This is a genomic window from Helicobacter sp. NHP19-003 (assembly GCF_019703305.1).
GTDB classification, from domain to species: Bacteria; Campylobacterota; Campylobacteria; order Campylobacterales; family Helicobacteraceae; genus Helicobacter; species Helicobacter gastrocanis.
The window spans coordinates 652,503-674,038 of the sequence record NZ_AP024814.1 but is presented as its reverse complement, the minus strand read 5'-3'; the positions used below and the strand labels follow the sequence as shown (position 1 = coordinate 674,038).

General features: G+C 48.0%; 21 protein-coding genes and 3 tRNA genes. 20 read left to right on the top strand and 4 right to left on the bottom strand.

All coding sequences use genetic code 11. The features are described from left to right. Positions 1 to 155: 155 nt before the first annotated feature. From gabT to lhgO, 4 genes are all read left to right on the top strand, one after another. Positions 156 to 1,424 (top strand): 4-aminobutyrate--2-oxoglutarate transaminase, encoded by a 1,269-nt coding sequence (gabT, locus tag K6J72_RS03555; protein ID WP_221280753.1) that lies wholly within the window; start codon positions 156 to 158, stop codon positions 1,422 to 1,424. Continuing rightward, positions 1,421 to 2,848, top strand: a complete 1,428-nt coding sequence (locus K6J72_RS03550; protein WP_221280752.1) for an NAD-dependent succinate-semialdehyde dehydrogenase — start codon at positions 1,421 to 1,423, stop codon at positions 2,846 to 2,848. The genes gabT and K6J72_RS03550 overlap by 4 nt, the downstream gene beginning before the upstream one ends. Before the next feature lie 168 nt (positions 2,849 to 3,016). After that, on the top strand, positions 3,017 to 3,976 hold the full coding sequence (gene glaH / locus K6J72_RS03545; protein WP_221280750.1) for a glutarate dioxygenase GlaH: 960 nt from the start codon (positions 3,017 to 3,019) through the stop codon (positions 3,974 to 3,976). After that, entirely contained in the window at positions 3,976 to 5,178 is a 1,203-nt protein-coding gene (lhgO, locus tag K6J72_RS03540; RefSeq protein WP_260320670.1) for an L-2-hydroxyglutarate oxidase, read from the top strand. Before glaH ends, lhgO begins: the two co-directional genes overlap by 1 nt. An 8-nt stretch (positions 5,179 to 5,186) precedes the next feature. Here the strand turns inward: lhgO and K6J72_RS03535 are convergent, their stop codons facing one another. The 3 genes from K6J72_RS03535 to K6J72_RS03525 are packed head-to-tail and all read right to left on the bottom strand — an operon-like array spanning position 5,187 to position 6,931. Further along, positions 5,187 to 5,996 (bottom strand): hypothetical protein, encoded by an 810-nt coding sequence (locus K6J72_RS03535; protein ID WP_221280747.1) that lies wholly within the window; start codon positions 5,994 to 5,996, stop codon positions 5,187 to 5,189. Positions 5,997 to 5,998: 2 nt separating this feature from the next. Continuing rightward, positions 5,999 to 6,445, bottom strand: a complete 447-nt coding sequence (locus tag K6J72_RS03530; protein WP_221280745.1) for a hypothetical protein — start codon at positions 6,443 to 6,445, stop codon at positions 5,999 to 6,001. Positions 6,446 to 6,454: 9 nt separating this feature from the next. Further along, positions 6,455 to 6,931 (bottom strand): GTPase, encoded by a 477-nt coding sequence (locus K6J72_RS03525; protein WP_221280743.1) that lies wholly within the window; start codon positions 6,929 to 6,931, stop codon positions 6,455 to 6,457. Between the two features lie 553 nt (positions 6,932 to 7,484). Between K6J72_RS03525 and galE the strand changes: the two genes are divergently transcribed. Beyond that, positions 7,485 to 8,522: a UDP-glucose 4-epimerase GalE gene (gene galE / locus K6J72_RS03520; RefSeq protein WP_221280732.1), complete on the top strand. Its 1,038-nt coding sequence runs from the start codon at positions 7,485 to 7,487 to the stop codon at positions 8,520 to 8,522. Beyond that, on the top strand, positions 8,489 to 9,322 hold the full coding sequence (locus K6J72_RS03515; RefSeq protein WP_260320669.1) for an SDR family NAD(P)-dependent oxidoreductase: 834 nt from the start codon (positions 8,489 to 8,491) through the stop codon (positions 9,320 to 9,322). The genes galE and K6J72_RS03515 overlap by 34 nt, the downstream gene beginning before the upstream one ends. On the opposite strand, the gene K6J72_RS03510 is transcribed toward K6J72_RS03515, so the two are convergent. Continuing rightward, positions 9,323 to 9,406: transfer RNA gene (locus K6J72_RS03510), tRNA-Leu, on the bottom strand. A 110-nt stretch (positions 9,407 to 9,516) separates the two neighbouring features. Here K6J72_RS03510 and K6J72_RS03505 point away from each other — a divergent pair. From K6J72_RS03505 to K6J72_RS03440, 14 genes are all read left to right on the top strand, one after another. Next, the gene (locus K6J72_RS03505; RefSeq protein ID WP_221280730.1) at positions 9,517 to 10,545 is read left to right on the top strand and encodes a ribonucleotide-diphosphate reductase subunit beta; all 1,029 of its coding nucleotides are present in this window, start codon (positions 9,517 to 9,519) and stop codon (positions 10,543 to 10,545) included. Then, on the top strand, positions 10,545 to 11,174 hold the full coding sequence (locus tag K6J72_RS03500) for a protein-L-isoaspartate(D-aspartate) O-methyltransferase (protein ID WP_221280728.1): 630 nt from the start codon (positions 10,545 to 10,547) through the stop codon (positions 11,172 to 11,174). The genes K6J72_RS03505 and K6J72_RS03500 overlap by 1 nt, the downstream gene beginning before the upstream one ends. A 15-nt stretch (positions 11,175 to 11,189) precedes the next feature. Further along, positions 11,190 to 12,230 carry an LptF/LptG family permease gene (locus K6J72_RS03495; protein WP_221281099.1) on the top strand — a complete coding sequence of 347 codons (1,041 nt, stop codon included), beginning with the start codon at positions 11,190 to 11,192 and terminating at the stop codon, positions 12,228 to 12,230. After that, positions 12,231 to 12,974, top strand: a complete 744-nt coding sequence (truA, locus tag K6J72_RS03490; protein WP_221280726.1) for a tRNA pseudouridine(38-40) synthase TruA — start codon at positions 12,231 to 12,233, stop codon at positions 12,972 to 12,974. A 219-nt stretch (positions 12,975 to 13,193) separates the two neighbouring features. Next, a complete protein-coding gene (gene purD / locus K6J72_RS03485) occupies positions 13,194 to 14,435 on the top strand; it encodes a phosphoribosylamine--glycine ligase (RefSeq protein ID WP_221280724.1) in 1,242 nt (413 codons plus the stop codon). Beyond that, the gene (locus tag K6J72_RS03480; RefSeq protein ID WP_221280723.1) at positions 14,436 to 14,855 is read left to right on the top strand and encodes an RDD family protein; all 420 of its coding nucleotides are present in this window, start codon (positions 14,436 to 14,438) and stop codon (positions 14,853 to 14,855) included. Next, positions 14,856 to 17,123: an LPS-assembly protein LptD gene (locus K6J72_RS03475; RefSeq protein WP_221280722.1), complete on the top strand. Its 2,268-nt coding sequence runs from the start codon at positions 14,856 to 14,858 to the stop codon at positions 17,121 to 17,123. Between the two features lies 1 nt (position 17,124). Continuing rightward, entirely contained in the window at positions 17,125 to 17,820 is a 696-nt protein-coding gene (locus tag K6J72_RS03470) for a phosphoribosyltransferase (protein ID WP_221280715.1), read from the top strand. Continuing rightward, a complete protein-coding gene (locus tag K6J72_RS03465) occupies positions 17,807 to 19,789 on the top strand; it encodes a polyribonucleotide nucleotidyltransferase (protein ID WP_221280713.1) in 1,983 nt (660 codons plus the stop codon). The genes K6J72_RS03470 and K6J72_RS03465 overlap by 14 nt, the downstream gene beginning before the upstream one ends. 64 nt (positions 19,790 to 19,853) lie before the next feature. After that, positions 19,854 to 20,165, top strand: coding sequence for a F0F1 ATP synthase subunit C (locus tag K6J72_RS03460; RefSeq protein ID WP_221281097.1), 312 nt, complete (start codon positions 19,854 to 19,856; stop codon positions 20,163 to 20,165). A gap of 24 nt (positions 20,166 to 20,189) precedes the next feature. Further along, positions 20,190 to 20,274, top strand: a tRNA-Leu gene (locus tag K6J72_RS03455). A gap of 48 nt (positions 20,275 to 20,322) precedes the next feature. Beyond that, positions 20,323 to 20,409: transfer RNA gene (locus tag K6J72_RS03450), tRNA-Leu, on the top strand. Between the two features lie 63 nt (positions 20,410 to 20,472). Next, complete coding sequence (locus K6J72_RS03445) at positions 20,473 to 20,982, top strand: isochorismatase family protein (RefSeq protein WP_221280712.1); 510 nt, start codon at positions 20,473 to 20,475, stop codon at positions 20,980 to 20,982. Positions 20,983 to 20,990: 8 nt separating this feature from the next. After that, a complete protein-coding gene (locus K6J72_RS03440) occupies positions 20,991 to 21,524 on the top strand; it encodes a hypothetical protein (RefSeq protein WP_221280711.1) in 534 nt (177 codons plus the stop codon). Positions 21,525 to 21,536: the final 12 nt, after the last annotated feature.

The following is a 21,536-nucleotide window of genomic DNA, read 5'->3' as shown; positions in this document are numbered from 1 at the left end:
CCAATGAAAAGCCCCATTCTACTACACCTCATCTTAAAAAACACTCCGTGTAAAAAAGTGTAAAATTGCTGTTGCAACGACAATTTATAGGCCTTTTTGTTTCTCTGTTTAGCGAGTTTTTATACAATCTGCCTTGTTTCAACAAAGGAGCAAACATGCAAAATTTAGCACAAAGAAGAGAGGCGGCCACCCCTAGAGGGATTGGCATTGCGTGCGATTGGTTCGTTAAAGAAGCGCAAAACGCCACGATTAAAAGCGTTGATGGGCGCGAGTTCATCGACTTTGCCGGGGGCATTGCGGTTTTAAATGTGGGGCACAGACACCCTAAAGTGATCCAAGCGGTGCAAGCGCAATTAGCCCGCTTCACCCACACGGCTTATCAAGTCACGCCCTATGAAGGTTACATTGAGCTGGCCGAAAAGATCAACGCCCTAGCCCCCATCAGCGGTTTAAAGAAGGCGTGTTTTTTCACCACAGGTGGGGAGGCGACTGAAAACGCCGTTAAAATCGCCAAAGGATACACCAAACGCTATGGCGTGATCGCCTTTGGCGGGGCGTTTCACGGGCGTACTTGCTTGGCGGTGAGCATGACGGGCAAGGTCGCCCCCTATAAGGCAGAAATCGGGGCGGGCATGCCCGGGGTCTACCACGCCTACTACCCCAATGAATTGCACGGGGTCAGCATTAAAGATGCTTTAAAAAGCCTAGAGTTCATTTGCAAGTGTTCAATCGCTCCCACCGATGTCGCTGCTGTGATCTTTGAGCCGGTGCAGGGCGAGGGGGGGTTTAACCCCGCCCCCGCAGAGTTTGTCGAGGGCTTGAGGGCGTTTTGCGACACGCATAAAATCGTGCTGATCGCCGATGAAGTGCAAACGGGCTTTTGCCGCACGGGCAAGACCTTTGCCATGGAGCATTTTAAACCCCAAGCGGATATCATTTGCATGGCTAAGAGCCTAGGCGGGGGGCTACCCATTTCAGGCGTGGTGGGCAGGGCGGATATTATGGATTCTTTAAGTGCCGGCGGGCTTGGGGGCACTTATGCCGGCAACCCTTTAGCCACCGCCGCCGCCCTAGAGGTGTTAAAAATCATTGAAGAAGAAAAGCTGAACGAGCGGGCACAACAACTCGGGCAACAGCTCAAAGACCATCTACACGCCCTAAAAGAAAAAGAAAACTTTAGCCAAATGGCACAAATTAGGGGGCTTGGCTCGATGGTGGCCCTAGAGCTCTTTGATAAGGGCAAACCCAGCAGCACTTTAGCCAAAGCCATCCAAAAAGAAGCGATGACACAAGGGCTCTTGCTCTTAACTTGTGGCTCTTACGCCAATGTGATCCGCTTTCTCTACCCTTTAACCATCCCTGAGGAGCAATTTAAGCAAGCCTTAGCAATCCTTGAAACTTCCATTAAAAAGGCACTCGCATGAACTTTTCTTTACTCAACCACCCCTTTGTAAGCCAAAGCCCCAAAGAGGGCTATATCCCTGTTACTAACCCCGCGACCTTGCAAGAGATCGCCTATGTCAAAAGTGTCAGCCACGCCGAACTAGAGCAAATCATCGCTAACGCCCACAAGGCACAAAAAGAATGGGCGGGCAAACTTGCCCTAGAAAGGGCGGACATCCTCTTAAAATTGCGCGCTTTGCTCTTAGAAAATTTAGAGGATTTGGCCCGTATCCTAACGCAAGAAATGGGCAAGCCCTTAAAAGAAGCCCGCTCAGAGATCGCCTATGGGGCGAGTTATTTGCGTTGGTTTGCCGAGCAGGCGCGGCGTGTCGATGGGGACATTTTGCCAAGCGTGGTGCATAACCAAAAGATTTTGGTCTTAAAGCAGCCCATCGGCCTTTGCGCGGCGATCACCCCGTGGAACTTCCCATCAGGGATGATCGCACGCAAACTTGCCCCAGCTCTGGCCTGTGGTTGTGCGATGGTGATCAAACCCGCCACCCAAACGCCCCTAAGTGCCTACGCTTTAATGGTACTAGCACAAAAAGCAGGCATCCCTGAAGGGGTTTTGAGCGTGGTTACGGGGGAAACTAAAATGCTCGCCAAGCTGTTTTGTGAGAGCGATTTGGTGCGTAAAATCAGCTTCACCGGCTCGACTGAAGTGGGTAAAATCTTGGCGGCACAAAGTGCCGGTACGCTTAAAAAGCTGTCTTTAGAGCTAGGGGGCAACGCACCCTTCATTGTCTTTGAAGACGCAAACTTAGAAAAAGCGGCAGAGGGGATCATGCTCTCTAAATTTAGAAACAGCGGACAAACCTGCGTGTGTGCTAACCGAATCTATGTGCAAAAAAGCGTGTATGAGGAACTGAGCCACATTTTAAAAAGCAAGGTGGAGGGCTTGAAACTGGGCAATGGGCTAGAGGAAAGTACCACACAAGGGCCTTTGATCGACTCTAGAGCGGTGGCTAAGGTACAAGAGCACATCAGCGATGCCACGAGCAAAGGGGCCCAAATTTTAAGCGGGGGCAAGCCCAGCAGTCTTGGGGCAAGTTTTTTTGAGCCCACGATTTTAACGGGAGTCGATCAACAAATGGCGGTGGCTAGAGAGGAAACCTTTGGACCCCTAGCCCCCCTCTTTAGCTTTGACACTGAAGAAGAGGTTTTAGAGTGGGCGAATGCTACACAATACGGGCTAGCGGCTTACTTTTACACCCAAAATTTAGCGCGGGTCTTTCGGGTGAGCGAGGCTCTAGAGTATGGCATGGTGGGGGTGAATGCTGGCCATCTTTCCACAGAAACCGCCCCTTTTGGCGGAGTCAAACAAAGTGGCATGGGCAGAGAGGGCTCAAAATATGGCATCGAAGATTATTTAGAGATCAAATATTTAAATGTGCGTTTAGATTAGGGGTTTAGTGTGTATTGGCCTCGCTCTGCATGAGCGAGCGGCAGTCCCTACGGAAACATTTGGCTGAAAAATATGGGCGGGTTGGTTTGCCTTTAGATTGAGGGTTTTAATTGTTATGGATTTTTGGATAAAATCTTTGGTGCATTTATCTCAAGATAAGGAGAGAGCATGGCTTACAAATCTGCGACCAAGGCTTTTAGCGTAGAGGTTACCCCCTACTCCAAACGGCTTTTGCAAGTAACCTTTATCAAAGAGGTCATTGACAACTTGCTCAAAGAGTTGCAAGATTGCCCCGTGCAGGCGTTGGAATATAAATCCTTCTTGCGTTTTAGGGCCGCGCAAATCTTAGACAAACTCTGCGAGCACAAGCTCAAACCCTTTTTAGAAAAAGCCCTAAGCGATCGCAAAACCGGTGCCTTGTTGCTAAGCCCCGAGGGCATCAACTCTGCAAAGCAGGGCGATGCCATGGTCAAAATCGCCACGGCTGTGGTGCATTTGATCGGCCGTTCCAACTTTGATCAAATGAGCGGGCAGTTTTACGCCCGATGGGCGGTGGTGAACACCGACAATTCAGACAGCTACCTACGCCAGCCCCAAAAGCCTCTAGAACTCCACAATGACGGGACCTATGTCAATGAGGTTACCGACTATGTGCTGATGTATAAGATTGACGAACAGCACATGCAAGGGGGCGACTCGCAACTCTTGCACCTAGATGACTGGGAGGACTTGGCTAAATTCTACAACCACCCCCTCGCCAAAAGGGTCATGCGCTGGTCTGCCCCCCCAAGTAAAAATGTGGCTTACGATGTCTATCACCCCGTGTTTGAGGCAGACAGCCAAGCCAACCCTGTCATGCTCTACATTGACCAATTTGCCCAACCTAAGGACTACGAAGAGGGCGTGTATTTAGCCGATCTGGGCGACTCTTTAGAGAGCTCTAAGGCGAAACTCTCCTTTCCTGTGCCTGTGGGGCAGTTTTTGCTCATCAACAACTTATTTTGGCTACACGGGCGGGATAAATTCCAACCCCACCCCAACCTGCGCCGCGAGCTCATGCGCCAAAGGGGGTATTTCTCTTTTGCCACCAACCCCTTTAGCCGCTACAAAGACTTTAAAAATTTCTAATGCCACCCATTTACGATTGTGCGGTGATCGGAGGGGGGATTTTGGGGCACTCGGTGGCGATGCAGCTTTTAAACAAACACCCCGATTTTAAGGTCTTGCTCTTAGAAAAAGAAGCCCAAAGTGCCATGCACCAAACGGGGCGCAATAGTGGGGTGATCCACGCTGGGGTCTATTACACCCCGGGCAGTTTAAAGGCGCGTTTTTGCTATGAGGGCAACAAAGCCACCAAAGCTTTTTGTTTAGAAAATGGAATTAAATACGAGGAATGCGGAAAACTCTTGGTCGCCAGCGATGCCTTAGAAATGCAGCGCATGCAAGCCCTCTTAGCGCGCACAAAGGCAAACGGGCTAGAGCGCACCTGTTTAGACGCTAAAGAGCTTAAGGAGCTAGAGCCAAATATCACGGGTTTGGGGGGGATACTTTTTCCCACAAGTGCCATTGTGAGCTATCAAGAAGTTACTTTAGCGATGGCTAGGCGTTTTAAAGAAAGGGGCGGAGAGGTCATTTACAACGCCAAAGTGGTGGCGATCACAGAACACGCCCGGGGGGTGCAACTTTGCACCAAGAACGCCACTTATGAGGCAAATTACTTGATCTCTTGTGCCGGGCTACACAGCGACCGGGTGGTTAAAATGCTGGGCCTAAAACCCAACTTCACCATTTGCCCCTTTAGGGGAGAGTATTTTAAGCTGCCTCCTAAGCACAACCAAATCGTTAAACACCTGATCTACCCGATCCCCGATCCGAGCATGCCCTTTTTGGGGGTGCATTTGACACGCATGATCGATGGGAGTATTACTGTGGGGCCTAATGCCGTGCTTGCGCTCAAAAGGGAGGGATATTGTAAAACAGACATCAGCTTGCAAGATTTAAAAGAAATGCTAGCACACAAAGGGGTGAGAAAGGTCATCGCTAAATATTTTAAACCCGGGCTTTTGGAGTTTAAAAACTCTTTATGTAAAAAAAGTTATTTGCGCTTGGTGCAAAAGTATTGCCAGGTCCTACAGCTGGAGGATTTAAGCCCCCACCCAGCGGGCGTGCGCGCCCAAGCGGTGAGTGATGACGGAGAGCTCATTGAGGACTTTTTATTTTGCAACAGCGCTAGAAGTGTCAATGTGTGCAACGCCCCCAGCCCCGCGGCCACTTCCGCCCTGCCCATAGGCCAACACATTTTAGAGCAGTTGGAGGGGGTGATGGGCTAAGATAGGGGTTAGTTGCGTGTCTTCTCAAATAGACTTCCTAGACACCGTTGGCCTAAAACTTGGCATAGTAAAACAGCGTGTATTTTTCGTAAGTTTCGCCCTCTTTTGAAGCTCCCCGCCTTGTTTGCAAAACTCGGGGCGTAATGTTTAGTGCTCTGACTCATATCAGAGCTGATCTCGCACTGTATTTCTGTGGATTCCTTAAGGGTCTTTTCCATTTCAAAGCAATTCACAAACTCCGCTCCATTTTGGATACTGCCCCCATTGCGCTTAAAGGCATCCACCACAGCCCGTACGCCCAAATTGCCTAAAGCGGTGTCTGTAACTTGTTGTTGCCTAAGCCAACTGTCTAACCCCGATGCAGACTCTTTATAGCCATAATTGCCTGATCCACGCGTAAGAGATGTGTTGTTGTGGTTTTCGGCATAATCGCGTGCCTGTGTGCCCACTTTAAAATCGCCAAGACCCACGCCTAGTGATTTTTTGCTTTCACTGTGGGCACTGCTTGTTTTGCTCATGTGGATATAAAATTTTTCTTTCCCCATTTTAGAAAAGAGCATGTCTAAAAAATCCGCCACATCGAGCCAATAGTCTTGCTGATAAGTTTCCAATTTGTAGTAACGCCCCGGGAAAATGTCCGACTCGAGCAACAAAAAACTTTCATCGCTAGAGGGTCTGAGCGTTTCGCCAAATTTGGTGATCAAAGACCCACCGCCAAATATAAGCTTGCCCTGACCAAAGTCAAGAGGTTTAGCGAGTTCCCGATCCTTTTCAAATTCTCTTAGTTTGTTCTCGCCCAACAATAGATACTTTTTCATGTTCATCCTTTATGTGTCAATGTGTGTGTGGCAAAAGCCACCAAAGCCCCAAGTCCTCCCATCAACGCCGCTAAAAGAGAAATCCTTTTAATCTTTAGCCCCTTTTTTGCGTTTTGATCGAGGGTTCTTAGGCGTTCTAAAATATCCCCTCCAAACCCAAGTACTAATGCACTTGCCCCCACAGCCTTCAAACTCTCGTTTTTGTCATAGACAAAGACCGCAAAACAAGCCCGCCCGATATTGTCTTGCTTAGGGTGTTTGAGATAGGCTAGGTGCATGCCCCCTACAACATAAATGCCCTCTTCGTTGAGGTCGCCCTTAAAATCTAAAAGGGTCTTGTTGAGGATTTGCAAAGATTGATCGGCTGACGCACCCTCTAACAAGTGTGTATCTTGCACCACCAAGAGCGTATCGTTGCTAAGGCTTTGCATTTGGGCATAGACGCTCATCAAGTGTACCTACAGCCCTAAGAAGCTACAAATATCGCTATAGGGGGCTTTTGTGAGATCAAAGATATTGACAGAGCATGAAGACTGCAACTCTTTAATCCATCGGTTGTATTCATCACTGCTGATTTTATCCCTATGTGTGCCTAGACAATAAAACTCGTTTGTATGCCTTTTGTGGCTGTCTAAATCAGAGCGATCGCAACTGCTGGGCTTGTTTGCATCAAAGACATACACGCTTTTACAATCCGAGTTGTCTAAATCGTATTGCTTTTTCACTTCGGCGATTTTAGCTTCATTTTGGCTGTGGTTTAGTCCCGTGCAATCCACAACGACAAATTTTAAGCCACCAAAAAATCCTTTTTTCTCACGCACCTTAACTTGCGTCGTCTGTCGGTAACCTCCTTCAAATTTTTCCTCAATCAAGACATTGCCTAATTCCGTTTTGCCCACCCCAGGCGATCCATACAGAAAAACCGCTTTGGCCATTTGTATCCTTTCTTACCTATCCAAAAATGGATCCCCAAAAACCCTTTTTTTGGGGCGATTTCTTTAAGCTTTGTGGCACAGCTCTTGTCCCACTCCTCACAACCCAAGAGGGGTCTTTGGGTCTAGAGGGGTTGTGTCTCTCACACACAGGCACGATATAGTATTTATTGCCGATGCAATCCACCTTAATGTGCGCCCCTATGGTCGCTGGCGTGCCTTTAGGGCAGTCAGCGTTGCAACAAATGGGGTTGGAGTCGCCCGAATACTTGATATAAAACTCAATCCAAGTTCTAGCTTCAGGATTTGGTATATAGTCGCTAGTCCCACTAATGTGCTTTACCTTACAATACTCATCTTCCAATGTTTCATAGATCAGTTCCGTATCGGCCATCTTTCCCTTTCTACAAAAAATTAAAAAAGACAAAAAGCATTTTAGCGAGAGAGAGAGAGAGAGAGTCAAGAGAGATTTAAAATAAAGCGTTGCATTTTAAAGCAAAACACAATACGAAAGCCAAATTTAGATAACATAGCCCAAAATTTTAAAGGTTTGGGCATGTTACTTTTCACGGGGGCTTGTGGGTATATCGGGTCGAGTACCGCCCGTTTGTTTTTAGAGCAGACAGATTATAAGATTTGGATTGTGGATAATTTAAGCACGGGCTTTGAAATCCACGCCAAGACTTTGAAACACCTTTATCCCGATCGGGTGTTTTTTGATCTTTTGGATTTAAGCGACATGGACAAACTAGAGAGTTTATTAAAGACTAAACAAGCACAAGGGCATAGCGTGCAAGGCGTGTTGCACTTTGCGGCAAAACTCTTGGTCGAAGAATCCACACGCATGCCCCTAGACTACTACGCCAACAACACCCTCAACACTCTACAATTAGCAAGGCTTTGTGTGAAACACCAAATTAAGCACTTTGTGTTCTCCTCCACCGCCGCCGTCTATGGGCAAACTAAAACCCTCATTGACGAAAACACCCCTTTAAACCCCATCAACCCCTATGGGGCTTCTAAAATGATGAGCGAGCGTATTTTACTAGACACTGCCAAAGTTGCGCCCTTTGCTTGTGCCCTCTTGCGCTATTTTAATGTCGCCGGGGCGACCCACTTTAACGACTACAACAGCCCCTTTGCTTTGGGGCATCGGGCCAAAAACGCCACGCATTTAATCAAGGTGGCTTGTGAGTGCGCCACACATAAACGCCCCTCTATGGCGATCTTTGGCAACGATTATTCCACACCCGATGGCACTTGTGTGCGCGACTATATCCACATAGATGACCTAGCCCTAGCGCATTTAGAGGCGTTTAAGACCTTGCAAGCTGAAAATGTCAGCCAAATTTACAATGTGGGCTATGGGCGGGGTTATAGCGTGGCTGAGGTGGTGGCTAAGGTCAAAGAAATTTCGGGCGTGGATTTTAAAGTGCAAATGCAGGGCAGGCGCCCGGGCGATCCAGCAAGTTTAATCGCCAACAACACGAAGATTCTCAGTCATACCGCTTTTAAACCACAATATGCCAGCCTAGAGACGATCATTAAAAGCGCGTATGTGTGGGAGCAGTATTTGGCGGTGCAACCATGTTAGCGGTGGTGTTGACGGGGGCGAGCAGCGGGATCGGGCTAGAGTGCGCCAAAATGCTTTTACAAAAGGGTTATAAAGTCTATGCCCTCTCACGCCAAGCGACAAAAATAGAAAGTCTAGAACACCCCCATTGCGTGCGCCTTGATTGTGATTTGCAAGACGAAAACCAGATTGCAAGAGCCACAGACATGATTTTAGCGCAAGAGACCCAGCTTTTTGCCCTCATCAATAATGCCGGTTATGGGATATTCGGCGCGCTTGAGGAACAACCCATTGAAGAAGCGCGGGCGTTGTTTGAAACGAATTTATTTAGCGTGGGGGTGTTGTGCTCTAAACTTTTGCCCTTGTTGCGTGCCAGCGTGGCACTTCAGCCAAAGATCATCAATGTCGCTTCAAGTGCGGGGCGTTCGACCACGCTGTTTTTGGGCTGGTACCACGCCAGCAAATACGCCCTAGAAGCCTACAGCGATTGTTTGCGCACAGAGTTGTTGAATTTAGGTGTGCAGGTGGTTGTCATCGAGCCGGGGGCGATTAAAACCAAGTGGGATGGGGGCTTAAAGTACAGCCCCAACTCTAGTCCCTACGCTTTAGAGTTGCAAAAAACCCACACCTATTTTAAAAAGGTCTATGAAAAGGCTAGCCCAGCGCATCTCGTGGCAGACACCATTTTAAAAGCCCTAGAGAGCAAGCACCCCAAGACTCGCTATTTAGTGGGTAAAAAGGCGCATTTGCTGGTGTGGGCTAAAGCACTGCTACCGGATAAAATTTACGACAGGATTCTGCGCCAAGAGATTTTGAAGTAGTGGTGCGGAAGAGAGGACTTGAACCTCCACGCCTTGCGGCGCCAGATCCTAAGTCTGGTGCGTCTGCCATTTCGCCACTTCCGCATAAACCACGCATTCTAGCTTTTAGAAGTTTAAATTAGGCTTAAACTTAGCCGAAGTCTATTTTATAAGTTAGTTTAGATTATACTAAGCCCCTTTTGAAGGAGTGAAAAATGAAAGCACTGGGTCGTAAAAAAATCTACAACCCCGAGTCCAAAGAGCAAGCGGGGGAGCGCCAAATCTTTGGGGGCAACCCCACGAGCATGTTTGATTTAAACCAAATCAAATACCCATGGGCTAGCAAGCTTTGGAAGACGATGCTGACAAACACATGGTTTCCTGAAGAAGTGGGCATGCACGGGGACAAAACCCACTATTTGAAGTTAAGCCCCCAAGAGAAAATTGGCTACGACCGCGCCCTAGCCCAACTCATCTTCATGGATAGCTTGCAAACAAACAATCTCATCGACAACATCAACCCCTTCATCACAAGCCCTGAAATCAATCTATGTCTGGTGCGCCAAGCCTTTGAAGAGGCGTTGCATAGCCACAGCTACGCCGTGATGGTGGAGAGCATCAGCGCAAACAGCGATGAGATTTACGAAATGTGGCGCACCGACTCCGCCCTCAAAGACAAGAACGATTGTATTGCCCAAATTTACATGGACCTGTCGCAAGAGCCCACCGAGCGCAACTTATTAAAGGCGTTGTTTGCCAACCAAATTTTAGAGGGCATTTACTTTTACAGCGGGTTTAGCTACTTTTACGCGTTGGCTAGAAGTGGGCGCATGCTCGGCACGGCACAAATGATCCGCTTCATCCAAAGGGATGAGGTTACGCACCTAAACCTCTTCCAAAACATGATCAACTCTTTGCGTAAAGAGAGGGCGGACCTTTTCACCCCCGATTTGCTTGAAGAGGTTGTGGACATGTTTAAACAAGCCGTGGATTTGGAGAGCGCATGGGGGGCGTACATCACACAAGAGCAGATTTTAGATTTAAGCCCTAAAATCTTGCGCGCCTACACGGAGTATTTAGCCGACACCCGTTTAGCCATCGTGGGGTTGCCTAGACTCTACCACACCAAAAACCCCATCCGCTGGGTCGAGCAGTTTGCCAACTTCAACAGCCACCGCTCAAACTTCTTTGAGGCCAGGGTCAGCAATTACTCTAAGGGCAGCATCAGCTTTGAGGGGTTTTAGTGTTTAGCTTGAAAAACACGCATATGTGCGCTGAAATCGCGCGGCATTTTCCTCTAGAAAAGTCCGTTGAGGAAGCCATTTGTGCGGTCAATAGAGAGGAGTTTGTATCGCCAAAACACCTCGCTTATAGCTTAAACGCTCTGCCCCTAGATGGCGAGCAGTTTGTCAGCTCTCCGCTCACAGTGGCGAAAATGACGCAATATTTACAGCTGGGCGGAGTGGATAGCGTGCTGGAGATTGGCTGTGGGAGTGGCTATCAAGCAATGGTGCTCTCTAAATTAGTGCGCCGTGTCTTTAGCATTGAGCGCATTGAAAAGCTTTTGGTGCAGGCAAAAGAACGATTTAGGCGTTTGGGGGTTACAAACATCCACACAAAATTGGCAGATGGGCAAGAGGGCTGGCGTGAGTTTGCCCCCTTTGAGCGTATTTTATTCTCGGCGTGCGCCACACACATCCCACAAGCTTTAAACGAGCAGCTAGGCGAGGGGGGGATTTTACTAGCCCCCATGCTAGATGGACACACGCAGATCATCACCCGTTTTGTCAAACAAAACGGGCGGTTGGTGGCACAGAGTTTAGAGAAGTGCCAGTTTGTGCCTATTTTAAAGGGCATTGAGCGGGGGGTTTAAGGGTTCATCGTGGATTTGGCTAAAAAATGCATGTTCAACGCCATTTCACAAATTTTCTTTTCGTTCTTTTTGGTGCTCTTTTTCATCGCATCCATGATTATGCTGATAGGCATTGCCAGCGTTACTCTAGTGGTGAAGCTGAGCTTCTTAGACTTGGTGCAACTCTACACCTACTCTTTGCCCGGCACAATCTTTTTCATCATCCCCATCACCTTTTTTGCCGCCTGCGCCATTGGGCTGGCACGGCTGTCCTATGACCACGAGTTGCTCGTCTTTTTTTCGCTAGGGATTGCACCTAAAAAGATCGTGCAAGCCTTTTTGCCCCTTTGTGCCTTTGCCAGCTGTGTACTTTTGGTCTTCTCTTTGGTCTTAATCCCCGCCTCCAAGAGCGCATACTATTCGTTCATTAGGGATAAAAAGGACCACATTGATGTCAATATCCAAGCTGGGGAGTTCGGGCAGAAGCTGGGCGATTGGCTGGTGTATGTAGGCAAGAAAGAGGGGGGGGTGTTTAGCGATTTGGTGCTCTTCTCGCATAAAGGGCTAGCTTTAGAGAGCTTCATGATCGCCCAAGAAGGGGAGGTGAAAAACACCGATGGGGTTTTTGGTTTGCAATTAGAGCATGGCAATGCCTATTTTGCCGACAAGGGGCAGTTGCGCAAGGTCTCCTTTAATCAATTGAATTTGCGTAACAAACTCAGCATATCCGCCCGCACAAACGCCGCCTATGTGCACGGACACGACTACATCGGCTATTGGAAAAAGGCCTTTGGTGTCCACCCAGACAAAAACCAGCAACGCCGTTTCACCCAAGCCATTTTAGTCGCCCTGTTCCCCTTAGCCAGCCTCTTTTTAATCCCCGTCTTTGGCATTTCTAATCCCCGCTTTTCCAAGAATTTATCCTATGTCTATGTGCTTTTGGCGGTGGGGCTTTACTTCTTAGGCATGCATGTCATCAGCCAAGACGCGCCCATCATCGGCACCATCACCTTGCCGATTGTGTGGTTTTTGGGGGCGTATGCACTTTATCGCCGTATCATTGTGCGCTTTTACTAAATGCGCCGCTTTAAACTCACTCTCGCTTACGATGGCAGTGCCTTTATGGGCTTTGCCAAACAAGAGGGCTTTAACACCATTGAAGGCACTCTAGAAAACGCCCTAGCCAAGCTGCATGTCTTTAGCCAAATCAGCGCCGCCGGGCGTACAGACAAGGGCGTGCATGCCACTTGCCAAGTCGTGGCGCTCAATGCCCCTAAATTTTGGAGCGCGCCTAAACTCTTAGCCCATTTACAGCCCAAACTCGCCCCCCACATTGTGTGCCAAAGTTTAGAGCAAGTGGGGCTAGACTTTCACCCCCGTTTTTGCGCCTACAAAAGGCGCTACCGCTACATTTTCACACAAAACCCCCTAAGCCCCTTTTTGGCCCGCTATGTGGCCCTCCACCCACACGGCACACTTGAAAGCTTGCAAGAAGCCCTAAATTGCCTTGTGGGGACACACGATTTTAAATACTTTTGCAAAACGGGCAGCAGCCCTAAGCACACAAGGCGTACCCTTTACAAAGCCTTTTGCTATCCCTTTTGTATGGGGCGGTTAAATTGCGTGGTTGTCGTGTTTGAGGCTAATGGATTTTTGCGCGCACAAGTGCGTTTGATGCTTGGGGCGGTGTTAAAATATTCTTTGGGGCACTTGAGCCTAGAAGATTTGAGAGCGCAAGTGGCGTTAAAAAGGCGCGTTTGCGTGGATCTAGCCCCTCCTAGTGGGCTGTATTTAAGCCGTGTATTTTATCCACAGCCTTAAGCAAAAATGGGGTATAATGGGGCTTTTTAAGCCTGGACGATGCGTGTTTCATAATGGGGCAAGTTCGTTTATCCATTTTATAAGGCTGTTGTAGCGGTTTCGGTGTGATGGGCATTTGCTCGCATTTGCCCCCTAAAGAAACCCTCTTGCCTTTTTTAGCTTTATTGAACTACAGCACACAAGTAACGGTCGTTTGGGCGGATTAAGATTAGGGATTAAATGAAGAAAAAAATTTTAATCATTGGGGGCGGGGCGCGCGAGTATGCGCTAGGGCGCAAGCTAAGAGAGGACCCTAGAGTGGGCGAGCTGTTTTTCAGCCCCGGCAATGGGGGAACACAAAGCATTGGTGAGAATGTCTTGTTGCAAGATTTCACCCAAATCGCCGCCTTTGCCAAAGAGAAAATGATTAATTTTGTTTTAATAGGGCCTGAAGAGCCTTTAGTGGGGGGGTTGACGGATTTTTTACAAGAAGCGGGCGTGGCGGTCTTTGGGCCAAGCCAAAAAGCGAGCATGCTCGAGGGCTCTAAGAGTTTTACAAAAGAGTTAGCCACAGCGCATAAGATCCCCACTGCCCCCTACGCCATCGCCACAAACCTAGAGCAAGCCCTAAAACTTGTCCCAAACTTTGGCTATCCTGTGGTGCTCAAAGCCGATGGGTTGGCACAGGGCAAGGGTGTGGTTGTGGTACACACAGAAAACGAAGCGAAGATCGCCCTAGAAAACTTGTTTAAAGCGCACTCCAAAGTCGTTTTAGAGAAGTTTTTAGACGGCTTTGAGTTGTCTATGTTCGCCTTTGTGAGTGGACAAAATTTTTTACTCTTGCCGGCGTGCCATGACTATAAAAAACTGCACCCAAATGGGCCGAACACGGGAGGGATGGGGGCATTTGCGCCCTCGCATTTATGCGACCACACCCTAAGAGAAAAGATCGTAGAGCGCATTTTTAAGCCCACACTCAAAGCCATGCGGGAGAAAGACACGCCCTTTGTGGGGGTGCTGTATACAGGGCTTGTCGTTGTGGAGCAAGAAGGGCAGTTTGAGCCGTATTTATTGGAGTTTAATGTACGCTTTGGCGACCCCGAGTGCAGTGTGTTGTTGCCCCTACTTAAAACCCCCTTACTAGATTTACTAGAAGCCACGATGCAGGGTAATTTAGCGCAAGTAGAGCTAGAACTGCACCCACAACATGCGTTGGGCGTGGTGCTGGCGTGCAAGGACTACCCACACCAAATCTCACAGGGGCAGAGTGTCTATATAGACCCCATTGATGAGAAGAACGCCCATTTGGACTTGGGTAGGATCACGCAAGAAAATGGGGTGTTCTTGGTGGCTGGGGGGCGGGTGTGCGTGTGTGTGGGTTGGGGCAAGTCGCTGGCTGAGGCCAAAAGCCACGCCTACCACTTAGTCAAAAAAGTGCAGTTTGATGGCATGCAATTTCGCGAGGACATTGGGGTGCTTTGATTGGAATCCAAGTTAGAAGAAAAAATTTACAAAGAAAGGCTGGTGCTCGCCCCCTTTTTATGGCGGGCTGGGGCTTATTTCGTGGATTTGCTCTTCATTGGTTTTCTGGCGTGGGATTTGCACCCTTACTTGCCCTTGCATTCGGCATTTTTGCGCTTTGTATGCGCCTTTGTGGCGGTGCATGTGGTCTACGAGTCTTTATCCATGCTTGCCTTTGCAAGCAGCTTGGGTAAACTCGTGTTTCACCTGCGAGTCTTGGACTTCAAAAGCCTAGACAAGCCTCTATTTGCCGCCCGTTTGAAGCGGTATTTGCTGAAAGAGCTCCTGCTTTTTTATCCCTTAGGCTTTTTCTTTAGGGATAAATTTGGGCGGACTTTTTATGACCGACACGCACAGACTTTTACCATCGTGTCTAAATGAGTGGTGTGTCGCGGTACTCTTATCATTGCTCTTTTTTTGGGTGTGTTGTTTGGCAAGCAACAGCAAGTCGCCGTGCAAAAGTTTGACAAGAAAAACCATAAAATTTTTGAATTGCTCGCCGACAGAGTGGATGCTAAAAATAATGTCGTTACCGCCACAGGGCATGCCCTCCTTCTCAATTACGATGTCTATATTTTGGCAGATCAAGTGAGGTACGACACCAAGAAAAAAGAAGCCACGATGGATGGACATGTCAAGGTCTATCGGGGCGAGGGATTGTTGGTGCAAAGCGAGCACATGAAAGTGCGTATGGACGATAAATACGCCCTCATGTTTCCCTTTTATGTGCAAGACAGCGTTACGGGGATTTGGATCAGCGCCGACATCGCCCACTCGCAAAAAAACCACTACTACATTAAGAACCTCACCACCTCGGGTTGCGACATTGAAAACCCCATTTGGCATGTCAACGCCTCTTCGGGCAAATACAACGCCGACAAACAACATTTATCGCTCGTCAATTCTAAAATCTATTTGGGCAAAATCCCCGTGTTTTACCTGCCCTATCTTTTCACTTCTACAAGCACCAAACGCTCAAGCGGATTTCTTTACCCTGAGTTTGGAACCTCTAATCTTGCCGGCTTTATCTACCTACAGCCCTTTTACATTGCCCCCAAAGATTCGTGGGACATCACACTGACCCCACAGATCCGCTCTAAAAGGGGTTTGGGCTTAAACTTTGAAGGGCGTTTGATCAACTCCCATCAGGATAAATTTTTATTCAACGCCCGTTACTTCCGCAACTACAACGCCTACACCAAAAAATATGACTTGAGAAACCAAAATGTCTTTGGGTTTGAAGTTTTGCACGCCAGCCGCCAAGCTTTACAAAAATATTTTGGACTAAAAAAACCCTTAGACAACGCCTTTTACTTAGACTTCTTGTATATGAACGACCTAGACTATGTGCGCTTTGAAAAGGTGAATCAGCGCATCACGGATGCTACCCACATGTCTAGGGGCAACTATTATGTGCAAACAAACAACCACTTTTACGGCTTTTACCTCAAATACTTTTTAAACCTCAACAAAATCAACAATAACAACACCTTCCAATCCCTGCCAAATTTGCAATACCACAAATACCTAAACACTTTAGGCTGGAAACACCTGCTCTACTCGCTAGATTACCAATTCCACAATGTGGTACGGGAAGTGGGCTATGGCTACGCCCAAAACACCATCAATGTCCCTCTAGGTTTACAATTCTCGCTCTTTAAAAAATATCTATCCGTGGGGCTGTGGAACACGGTGCAGCTGAGTAACCTTGCCATATTCAACACAAAAACAAGCTACATCCCACAAGTGAGCGGACAATCTAAAGAGTTTGGCAACTACTTTTCAAGCGGTTATGCGCTGTATCTAAACACCGACCTAGCCAGAGAGTACCACAAACTTTTACACACGGTGCAACTCCAAGCGGTGCTGAGTGGCGCATACTACACCTTTGCTGATGGGCTCTTTGACACGCAAATGTATGATTTGAGCGCGCTTGCAAGAAACAATTTCACCTCCCCCACTTTAAGCAACTATGATGTCCAAGGGCGTTTATATAATGCGGTGTGGAATCCCGCGCTGCTTTTTACCCCCAACCCCTCCAACAGCCAGCTTTACTTAAATCTCACACAGTATCTATACGGCTTAGGCGGGCAGGAGTTGCTCTATTGGCGCATTAGTCAGGTGCTGAACTTTGCCGACCCGACCTCCATCGCCAGCTCGCCTATAGAGAGCAAAATCGGGTTTTCGCCCTTAAGGGGGCTAGATGTTTACGGAACTGTATTTTATTCGTGGTATTACAACAGCCTAGAAGAGGTGTCTATCAATGCCAATTACACCCGTAAATTTTTAAGTGCAAATGTGTCCTATTATCTAAAAAAGAACTTTGATGAGAATGCCATTAATAAAATTTCTACGAACAACTCCAACTATTTAAAAGCCGGTCTTAGCAACGACTTTCGGTGGTTTTCTTTAAATGCTTCGGTGGGCTATGACATCCAAAACAATGTGATTTTAAATTGGCGCATCGGCATTTTTAAAAAAATCCGCTGTTTTGGCATCGGGTTACAATTTGTCAACCAACGCCGCCCTGTGCTCACCAGCAACCCCGCCGACCCATTAAGGGTGTATGAGAACAACTATGTCAAATTGACTTTGGACTTCTCGCCTATTACCAAAACAAACATCACTTACCGATCCTTGAGGCGTTAAAATGAGTAATTTAGTGGACGACTTCATGTTTGCTAGTCCTGAAGACGCGTTGCAGTTGCTGATGAATGAGATTTTAATCCGCCATTTAGACACCAAAAACACCCTCATGCTTGTAACAAGCCTAAAAGGGCTGAAATTTGCCCATGTACTCGCTAGAAGGCTCAACACCCCCCTAGATTTTCTTTTCACCGCCCCCATTTACGCCCCCCTAAACAGGGAGTGCGAGATCGCCCTTGTGAGCGAGAGCATGGATATTCTCATGAACGAAAATTTGATCAACTCGTTTGAAATCACTCTGGATTATGTCTATGGCGAAGCCAAAAGGGTGTATGAAGAAGAGATTTTGTCTAAGATTTATAAATACCGCAAGGGCAACACCATTAAATCCCTTGAAAATAAAAATGTCTTCATCGTGGATTGCGGCATTGAAACGGGCATCACGGCGAATTTAGCCATCCAAACTTGCATGGCAAAGTCGTCTAAGAACATCTATGTACTCACCCCCATTTTGCCAAAGAGTGTGGCGGACGCTTTGGCCCTGCTGTGCGATGGGGTGATTAGTGTGTACCGCCCTGAGTATTTTGTCAGCATAGAGCATTACTACAAGACCCCGATACAAATCGAGCCTGCTGAAATCGAAGCCATTTTAAAGAAAATTGAAGAAGTCCAAATGAAAGGAACTGATGCAAAAAATTAATATAGGCACAGAGGAATTTATTTTAGATTACATGGCACGCCAAGCCACGAGTGCCCTGCTTTATCGCCACCAAGACACCACGATTTTAGCCAGTGTGGTGGTGGATTTGCAGACCACAGAAGAGGACTTTTTGCCCCTAAGCGTGCAATACAGCCAAAGAGCTTACGCGGTGGGGCGGCTGCCGGGCAACTTCACCCGCCGCGAGGGCAAAATGGAGGACTTCGAAACTTTGACTTCAAGGCTCATTGACCGCTCTTTGCGCCCCCTTTTTCCTAAAACTTACGCTCACCCCACGCAAATCACGCTCTTGTTGCTGAGCCACGCCTATGAGAGTGATTTGCAAGTGTGCGCTTTAAACGCCGCTTCTTGTGCGCTTTACTTGGCTAATGTGGGCGTGGAGCAAACGATTTATGCCATGCGCTTAAAAGAAAAGGGCGATCTCTTTGTGGCAGGTAGCGTGGATAAAATCTTAATGATAGAAATGCAGGCTAAAGAGGCGGCAGACCCCTTAAGCGAGGCACACCTTTTAGACCTCCTTGCCACCGCCCACAGTAAAATTAAAACCCAATGTGCCCTTTACACAGAGCATTTTGCCCCCCATAGAAACCCCAAACTAGAAACCCCCCAAGAAAAGCCAATAAACCCTTATTTAATGCAAATTTTAAACACCCGTTTTAAGCCACAAATCTTAGAAACCATGTCCTTGATGGCAAAGAGCGAGAGGGGTATGCAACTAGAGCATTTGCTCGAATACATCGCACATGAACTGAATGAGCATTGCCCTACAGAGCTACAACACGCCTTGCAAGCGTGCTTTAAAGAGCAGTTGTATAGAAGTATTTTAGACAAACATGAGAGGCCGGACGGACGGGGCTTAAAGCAAATCCGCCCTATCCATATAGACACGAATTTACTCCCCACTTGCCACTCTAGCGTGTTTTTTGAAAGGGGACACACCCAAGCTTTAGTAACCTGCACTTTGGGGGCAGAGGGCGATGCCAAACAAAATTTTGGCTTGCAAGAGACAAGCCCCACAAAAGAGCGATTCATGCTCCATTATAATTTTTTACCCTTTAGCGTGGGCGAAGCAGCCCCGCTTTGTGCGCCTAGCCGTAGGGAGTTAGGGCATGGGCATTTAGCCCAAAAGGCGTTGGCGTGCTCTTTGCCCGAAAACGCCCCTGTGATCCGCCTAGTGTCCGAGATTTTAGAGTCCAATGGCTCTAGCTCTATGGCGAGCGTGTGCGCCGGCTCTTTAGCCCTCAAGGCAAGTGGGATTGAGCCCACCGCCTTAGTGGCTGGCGTGGCGATGGGGCTGGTGTTTGACGGCACCAAGCACGCCATTTTAAGCGACATCAGTGCCTTAGAGGACATGCAAGGGGACATGGATTTTAAAATCGCCGGCACCAATCGGGGCATTGTCGCCATGCAAATGGATACGAAGTTAGCCGGTTTGCCCTTAGAGTGGTTGGCAGAGATTTTAGAGCAAGCCAAAGAAGCCCGCTTGGTGATCTTAGAGCGCATGCAAGAGGCGGTGGCGTCCATGTCAATCAACACGAATTTACCCACCACAGAAAGTTTTTACATCCCCACGCAAAAAATGAGTGCGCTCATCGGTCCGGGGGGCAAGCACATTAAAGACATTTTGCAACGCTTTGGTGTGCAGATCGATTTAGACAAAACAAGCGGGCTTGTGAGTGTGCGGGGCATGCAGGGCGAAGTGAGCCAAGCTAGGGAGCATATCAACCAAGTCCTGCAGCTGCAAAATTTGAGTGTGGGGCAGAAGGTGCAGGCCTTTGTCAAACGGGTGGTGGATTTTGGCGTGTTTGTGCGCTTGGAGGCTGGGGGGGATGCGCTTCTACACAAGAGCAATGTGGGAGATTTAGATTTGGCAAGCTTAGAAAATGGCGCGCCGCTGTTGTGTGAAATCTCTAAAATTGAGCAGGGCAAGGTGCATGTCATCTTAGCTTAAGCTTAGAGTCGCTATAATGGGGACTTGTGGAAATTTTAATTAACAAAGCGAGGTTGTGGCGGTGATGAAATTTTTTGTGCTTTTCTTTTTAGGAGCGTTGGGGCTGGCTTTTGGCGCAGAGGTGAGTGGTGTGGATATGATTAAATCTTACTCCATCATCGGGGCGGTTGTGGGGCTAGGCGTGGCTGCTTGTGGGGGCGCAATCGGTATGGGCAATGCTGCTGCTGCCGCCATCACAGGCACAGCCCGCAACCCCGGCGTGGGGGGTAAATTGCTCACCACCATGTTCATCGCTATGGCGATGATTGAGGCGCAAGTGATTTACACCCTTGTGTTTGCCATCGTGGCGATTTACAGCAACCCTTTCTTAGCCTAAAATCAAAAGGGAGGGGGACTTAAAGCACTGGTGGTGGAATTGGTAGACACGCCATCTTGAGGGGGTGGTGGGGCAACCCGTGCGAGTTCGAGTCTCGCTCAGTGCACCACACGCAAAACCAAAGGTTTTGCAAAAACAAATGCCTAGCATTTGTGATGCCAAAATGGTGGAATTGGTAGACACGCTAGACTCAAAATCTGGTGGAGGCAACTCCGTGTCGGTTCGAGTCCGACTTTTGGTACCATTTGATAAATCTTTCAACTTTTAGACATTTTGGGTTAGAATAGGGGTTTTTAAAAGGATTGACATGACCCAAGAAACCCCCATTGTCTTGCTCATAGACTTACAAGAACGATTGTTTCAAGCCATGCACCAAAAAGAGGTGTTGCGCCAAAACTGCCTGCGCTTTTTACAAATCGCCACAGAGTTAAATATCCCCACCATTGCCACAGAGCAAAACCCCCAAAAGTTAGGGGCAACTTTAAAAGAGTTAAGCCCCTTTTGCCAAACGATTGAAACCAAAGAGAGCTTCAGTGCCTACCCTGTGCTGGATTTGCCTAAAGTCCCTTTGTTTGTGCTCGGCATTGAGGCGCATGTGTGCGTGTATCAAAGTGTGCTGGACTTTTTAAAGGCGGGCTTTAGTGTGAGCGTGCTGGTAGAGTGTGTCAGCTCGAGAAAGCCCACGGATTGCACCCTTGCCCTAGAGGATTTACGCGCACAGGGAGCGAGGATTGTATCCATTGAAATGTGTGCCTTTGGCTGGCTACAAACCTACACGCACCCGCAGTTTAAAGCCATTTCTAGCTTGATCAAATAGGGCGGTTTGTGCGGATATTTTATGTGATTTTACTCGGGCTACTCTTGGGGGCGTGTGCCCTAAAACACAGCCCCGATGCGAGTTTGGTAACCTTTGATATTGCCCATCAGGGGGGGGTGGTGAAGACTTACTGGCGCAAGTTGGGCGACAAGCCTTCTAAAGAATTTGCGCTTGGGAGCAATAATTGGGTGTTGTTGATTTTTAAAGACCCCTATAAAAAAGCCAAAATCGAACAACGCTACTTAGAGCCTGGGGTGTATTATTTGGCTTCCTTTGAATTGCAAGTGGGTGACCGGCTTTTAAAAAGTCAGGGCACTTTGCCTAGGTGGCGCACGGGCTGGGACAAGGTGCACAACAAACCCTTATTTTTAGCTTTTGAGGTGAAGCCACACACACCGCTAAGACTGCCTTCCATTGAGTTAGCCGTGCGCCATATTTTGCCCAACAAAAAGCAAAAGATCAAAGAGAGCTACAAGGTCAATTTTTTATTCAACGACAAAAATCATGTCTTCATCAAGGGGGCTTATCTCAAGTCGTTTTGAATTTGGCTATAA

Excerpts from the sequence above, each read along its gene's own strand:
- purD (WP_221280724.1), top strand. The coding sequence starts at position 13,194 with ATGAAGAAAAAAATTTTAATCATTGGGGGCGGGGCGCGCGAGTATGCG.
- K6J72_RS03470 (WP_221280715.1), top strand. The coding sequence starts at position 17,125 with ATGAGTAATTTAGTGGACGACTTCATGTTTGCTAGTCCTGAAGACGCG.
- K6J72_RS03465 (WP_221280713.1), top strand. The coding sequence starts at position 17,807 with ATGCAAAAAATTAATATAGGCACAGAGGAATTTATTTTAGATTACATG.
- glaH (WP_221280750.1), top strand. The coding sequence starts at position 3,017 with ATGGCTTACAAATCTGCGACCAAGGCTTTTAGCGTAGAGGTTACCCCC.
- K6J72_RS03505 (WP_221280730.1), top strand. The coding sequence starts at position 9,517 with ATGAAAGCACTGGGTCGTAAAAAAATCTACAACCCCGAGTCCAAAGAG.
- K6J72_RS03535 (WP_221280747.1), bottom strand. The coding sequence starts at position 5,996 with ATGAAAAAGTATCTATTGTTGGGCGAGAACAAACTAAGAGAATTTGAA.
- K6J72_RS03460 (WP_221281097.1), top strand. The coding sequence starts at position 19,854 with ATGAAATTTTTTGTGCTTTTCTTTTTAGGAGCGTTGGGGCTGGCTTTT.
- gabT (WP_221280753.1), top strand. The coding sequence starts at position 156 with ATGCAAAATTTAGCACAAAGAAGAGAGGCGGCCACCCCTAGAGGGATT.
- truA (WP_221280726.1), top strand. The coding sequence starts at position 12,231 with ATGCGCCGCTTTAAACTCACTCTCGCTTACGATGGCAGTGCCTTTATG.
- lhgO (WP_260320670.1), top strand. The coding sequence starts at position 3,976 with ATGCCACCCATTTACGATTGTGCGGTGATCGGAGGGGGGATTTTGGGG.
- K6J72_RS03550 (WP_221280752.1), top strand. The coding sequence starts at position 1,421 with ATGAACTTTTCTTTACTCAACCACCCCTTTGTAAGCCAAAGCCCCAAA.
- K6J72_RS03445 (WP_221280712.1), top strand. The coding sequence starts at position 20,473 with ATGACCCAAGAAACCCCCATTGTCTTGCTCATAGACTTACAAGAACGA.
- K6J72_RS03525 (WP_221280743.1), bottom strand. The coding sequence starts at position 6,931 with ATGGCCAAAGCGGTTTTTCTGTATGGATCGCCTGGGGTGGGCAAAACG.
- K6J72_RS03530 (WP_221280745.1), bottom strand. The coding sequence starts at position 6,445 with ATGAGCGTCTATGCCCAAATGCAAAGCCTTAGCAACGATACGCTCTTG.
- galE (WP_221280732.1), top strand. The coding sequence starts at position 7,485 with ATGTTACTTTTCACGGGGGCTTGTGGGTATATCGGGTCGAGTACCGCC.